The sequence below is a fragment of the Mariniblastus fucicola genome (assembly GCF_008087665.1).
GTDB classification, from domain to species: domain Bacteria; phylum Planctomycetota; class Planctomycetia; order Pirellulales; family Pirellulaceae; genus Mariniblastus; species Mariniblastus fucicola.
Genome location: NZ_CP042912.1, coordinates 3,351,270 through 3,356,802 on the forward strand (window position 1 = coordinate 3,351,270; position 5,533 = coordinate 3,356,802).

3 protein-coding genes are annotated in these 5,533 nt (G+C 51.5%); all 3 read right to left on the bottom strand.

Features of this window, described 5'->3' with window-relative positions; all coding sequences use genetic code 11:
- Positions 1-163 precede the first annotated feature (163 nt).
- Entirely contained in the window at positions 164-1,048 is an 885-nt protein-coding gene (locus MFFC18_RS12385; protein ID WP_075084551.1) for an efflux RND transporter periplasmic adaptor subunit, read from the bottom strand.
- Between the two features lie 52 nt (positions 1,049-1,100).
- The gene (locus MFFC18_RS12390; protein WP_075084552.1) at positions 1,101-3,062 is read right to left on the bottom strand and encodes a preprotein translocase subunit SecA; all 1,962 of its coding nucleotides are present in this window, start codon (positions 3,060-3,062) and stop codon (positions 1,101-1,103) included.
- A 63-nt stretch (positions 3,063-3,125) separates the two neighbouring features.
- Complete coding sequence (locus MFFC18_RS12395) at positions 3,126-5,042, bottom strand: TolC family protein (protein WP_075084553.1); 1,917 nt, start codon at positions 5,040-5,042, stop codon at positions 3,126-3,128.
- Positions 5,043-5,533 lie beyond the last annotated feature (491 nt).

Below are 5,533 nucleotides of genomic sequence, written 5' to 3' on the forward strand. Positions count from 1 at the left end.
TGACAACGGTCTGTAGCAACCGGCTATCAATCGACGCACCTGGCGCCCCTTTCGACTGTGCCGCTGCAGGATGAAAGCGGTAGTGCAGGGGAGTTTTCGACGTTGACGCTATAGGTTGGTTTTCGGTGCTCATTGTTCTTGATCCGGCGGCGAACAGTAATTTCTAACGTTGCAAAAGCGGCATATCGTCGGATTGCCTCGCGGCTTGTGAAGCATCCGATGCTTCATTCCAAAAACAGATCACACCGCTTTTGATGCCGAAGTCCCTGTTATCAATCGTGACATCGACCCGACCAAGTCCGCTATCAGGGTCGATGATGGGCGAAACGTAGGTAATGGTTGCCTCTTTTCTGCTTCTCGACCGACCAATCAGAATCGTGACGATGTCGCCCTTCCTGAGTCCGCCGAGCGCTTCAACATCCTGATAGAATCGCACTTTCAACTTGTCTACTCGAACGATCGTTGCGTATTGAGGTTCATTGTTTGACACGTTTTCACCCAGCTGTTTGTGAATCTCCGTTACGAAGCCATCGATCGGGCTCTTGATGATTCGGTCTTCGATTTGGGCTTCAATTCGATGGACTTCCAGTTGGTTCAGTTTCAGTTCATCCTGCGCCGCACGATATTCCGCATACGCGTTTTCATGCGCTGCCTTCTTTTGTTCGACTTCAAATTTGTTCGTATGCCCACCTGAAACCAAATCCTCGAGGGCGTTCAACTGTGACTTGATCATTTCCATTTGAGACGTCGCAGCATCAAGCCGCGCTGTTGACTCAGCTCTGGCCTTGGCGATCTTGAGCGACTGCTCGAGGACCTTGTAGTTAATGCTTGCGAGGACATTGCCAACATTGACTCGATCGCCTTCGTTGACAGCAGCAAAGGTGACGATACCGGTTTCTGCGCTAGCCGCGATACTTTGCTCAATCGGCTCTGTAAAACTTTTGGTGATGCTGCCAGTGTGGTTCTCGATTTGAGCCGATGCAGCGCTGTATAGATTCACTATCACGAAGAAAATGCACATCGGCGTCCATGTCTTTAGATGAAGCATCGATAACCTCCAGCCAACTATTGAATTCTGAACTCTAAACACTGACAATTCCTTAATCTTTCTCAATAGCTTCACGAACGGTGTCCATCCAGCGGTCTCGCAGAATCATGTTCTGCCGTTGTTTGAAATTTCCTGATTCGATACCCGCCTGGAGTTTCGCCAATTCATTGGTGAAGTCTGACGACTCGCCATTTGACCGAGCCCGCTTCGCGATTGACTTTTGCAAACCCCGATTGTTGTCCTCGAACAGTTGGTCAGTCGCCGCAGCAAAGAACTGAGCCGATCCTGGCTGGCCCTGTCGTGCAGCCCGCCCGACGAGTTGTCGATCTATTCGCCGCGAAGAGTTTGGGCTTACTCCAACCACATGCAATCCGCCTGACTCCAAAGCTTTGGCATCCGGTTTGATGTCGGTACCTCGACCCGCCATATTGGTTGCAATGGTGATTGCACCTAATTGGCCGGCACATGAAATAATGTCGGCTTCTTCTTCGTCCTGAATCCCATTGAGCAAAGTTGGAGCCAAGCCTTTGGCGACAAGCTTGTCCCGGATTTGCAGGCTTTCTTCAATCGTCTTGGTGCCAACAAGCACTGGTTGGCCTTTCGCATGCCGCTGCAAAACATCGACAGCGATTGCTTCCAGTTTTGAGTCAAGATCCGCGAAGAAGCGAGTGCGATCGATTCTTCGAATGCAAGGCCTATTGGTTGGTATCTCAGTTACCCTGCACCCATACACGGCGTTAAATTCTTTTGCAACCGATGCAGCCGTTCCAGTAAGTCCCGCAAGCTCATCGTACATTTGCAGGTAGCGCTGTCGGGTAATCTGCGTTGTTGATTCGCGCCCAGGTTTAATCGCTACATTCTCTTCGGCTTCGACCGCCTGATGCAAACCGTCTTGCCACGTTCGATCAGGAAGTATTCGCCCCGTGTACTGGTCAACGATCTGCACTTCTTCATCAACAACGACATAGTCGACGTTACGAGTGAAAAGTTGTTTGGCGCGAATGGCGTTGGTCAAGTAGATTCGCCATGGACGGGCCAACTTGAGGGTCCGATGTTTTGCAACAGCTTCGTGTGCCTGCTCGCTGGCTTTGTCGGTCAACTCAAGCTTCTTCTCTGGCATCTTGAGCGTGTACTCATTGCCCTCAACGTATTCGGCCGTGAACTTCTTTGCCAACAGATAGGGAGTCGGATCTTCGTGCGCCGAACCCGGTACGCTAATGATCAAAGGAGTCATCGCTTCATCGATCATCACGCTGTCGGCCTCATCAATCAGAGCAACGTTATGGCTTCCCGACTGAACAAGATTCTGAAACGGATCGCGACCACGAATTCGGTTAGCCAGCGAGACACCCAAGCTTGATTGACGATCTTTTCGCAGGTTCATCTGATCGCGAAGGTAATCAAATCCGTATTGGTATCCCGGCCCGTAGACCACTTGATTCCGATAGGCACGCCGTGTCGCACTCTCGTTTGACTCTTCTGGCAAAAGTCCGTAAGAAACCCCCAGCAACTCAAAAGTTGCAGCCATGTCTTCGAGGTCACGTGCGGCGAGGTAAGTATTGGTTGTACCGACATGGACGGACTGAGATGTTAGCAGCTTCATGGCCGCTGTTGCGCCAGTCACGACCGTCTTGCCTTCGCCTGTTTGCATCTCGACGATCGCGCCACCAGCACCGGCAATCATTGCCTGCACTTGCACGTCGTGCAGTCGAAAGCCGTGACTCCGGGAGATCGTTTCGGCAATCAATCCCGCCCAGTTGACGCACAAAGATCGCGATGCACCCTCTTGGGCGCCTTTCGCGAGAATATCCTCAGCAAGCGACCGGATAGAAGATTCCGATTTGCTCGCCAACTTACTCTCGAAAGTTCGCACCTCTCTGAACAAACGCTGAATTCCACGGCGACTTCGAGAGAGCGAAACAAACTCATCATGGTGAAATCGCTTCAGGAACCCCAACCATGGTCTGCCATGTGAGCGATTGGTATTCGTAGTTTTTAATAGTTCAAATGCCATCGTTAGCTTGGTGGAAAAACATCGGGGTCATGCCTACAGGCAGGATATTGAGTCTTCCGTAGCTTACTGCTGGTATTGAGTCGCAGGTTCAACCTGTAAAGAATTCGCTTCGATTGCTTCCGTGACTCCTTCAGATACAGATGGCTCCGCAACAAAGCCGTCCACCATGTCAACTCCAGCAGCAACAGGATCGTCCACGACTTCGTAGGTACGAAACTCTTCCATGCGACTCAGAGCATCGGACACCTCGCCTTTTGACAGGTGAATATCACGACAACCGTCCTGACAACTTTTCGTAATGGAAACATTCTGGGATTGAAGGAGCGTCCCGTTGGCTCGCTTAAGGTTGATCATGGAAAGGTTGTAAGTCAGGACCGAGTTGACATAGTCACGTTCAGCCTCAGTAACCCGTTCCTGGGCACGCAACAGAGATTCCAGGTTCAATCCTGCCGACCCGTCACCATCAACAATCCGTCGCCAGCGCTGTTCAATGGTGTTCGCTTCCGCTTCAGCCGCCGCGAGCGCACGACGTTTCGCTCCGGTTTCCATATAGGAAGTATTAAGCTCCCGAACAGCGATATCGACTTCTGTTTTCACAGCCTCCAACGCGCGGGCGTACTCATCCTGCAAACGTGCAAGCTCATGTTTGCGACGACAAAGACGCGCTTTGGCCAATCGGTTTCCAACTGGAAGTTCGTACTGAAGTCCAATCGAGTAGCTGGGGCGACCTCTGGTGAACTGATCTCCAAAAGCACCCCCAAAATCACTATCGCCACGAAGACCATTTGCGTACGCTTGCGTGACAAGGTTCAAAGCGGGGAGGAGCTCATGCTCCGCAACACCCAATCGAGTTGCCCCGGCTTTCACTTGCTGGATCGCCGCCTGAATCTCCGGGCGATTTTGGATAGCCGACTGAATTTCCGTGTGCAGAGCGGTTTGGTAAAAATGCAGAGCAGGAGGCTCTGCCGGAATTAGCTCGGCTTCGTCAGAGTTTCCAAGCTCCGGAGCGTTGATCAATCCGCGAAGCCTTGTCTCCGCGTTGACGACTGCCGTTCTCGCCCGGATCAAGTCAGCTCTTCTGTTTTCGAGTGCACTCGCCGCGGTTACCAGCTGTGTCCCCTGAGTGTCAACATCTCGCCTTGCCTCAAGCGTTTTGAAGATCTGTTGTGTTTCCAAATACAAACGCATCAGGTGCGACAGTACGGCACGCTCAAGGTACAGGCTCCAGTATGCCCGAGTGACTTCCAACAGTTCATCCTGAAGCACCGCGAGAAATTCTCTTTCCGCAACCTGAGCATCGACCTGCGCGAGGAAAACGAGGCTGTTGTTGTATGCCTGCCCTCGACCGCGAAGCAATGGGTGCGTATAGGAGACGGTGAACTGACCGGTCGCCTGGTTATCGGGCACCAGAAACTGAGAGTTATTGTCTTGCCAGCCGAAGCGTTGCGAAATATCAAGAATGCCACCGTAACGAGTCAATCGCCTCGCACCACCCGTAAACTGAAACAGGTTGTCGTTGAACCTGGAGGCCGTTCCGCCCGCGGTCAGCGTGTTGCCGATCGGCTCGCTGGTATCGTTCCAGGCCGTATTGAGATAACGAACCCAATCAAAATTTGAGTCTGCTTCCTGGACCGCCGTTTCTCTGATCAGAGGATCGCGTTTGGCAACCTTGATGTTGTTCGAATGCTGCAGTGCCAAATACAGAAGCGTATGAATGTCCGCAGGCAATGCTTCCTGACTTCGAAAGGATTTCGCAACATGCTCGTCCCACCATGATGGGGACATGTCCACCTGAATGGATGCAGACTGTGCATCCAGCTGATCAAACACGTGCGACGCATTGAAAGAACGAAAGTCCTGTTCTTGAGCGTCCAAATTGGCGGACTGCAATCCTGATGATACTACCACGATCAAAATCGCGATGGCGGGCAACGAACCTGTTGAAAACAACCGGTCTAGTGCGTGCTTAACGGTTTCCATGCGTGATCCGCTGGAGGGGGAGGGGGAGGGGATTGGAGGAAGGAATTGAAAACAACGTTTTCAACGAAAGTTAAATCGGTACATTCCGAAGGATCCGTTATGAACTTTCTCTGTCGTCAGCTTAACGCAACGCTAGCGATCCATTCGTTCGTCACGACCGGCAATCTTTTACCAAATCGATCATCGCCCGGTTCGCGCACGCAGGACGGTTCTCTAATTGGCACAAAGGGAAAAGTCGAGCTTAACTGAATTCTTCGTACTGCCTTTCCAACGTGGACTAAGCGGTAATAGACAATCATTTCTTTTCGGGCTGTTCCCAATTCAAACATCAGATCGATAGTTTCGTTTGTGTGTACAAACGTGACCTCAAGTGTTGAACCAATTCTTCCTTCGCACATTCGTGGAAAGCTCAGTTTTTTTACGATCCTTCCTTGACGTTTCCTACCTGTGTGCCGCTCAAACCTTCCATCCCTAAACTGCTCAGGTTTTCA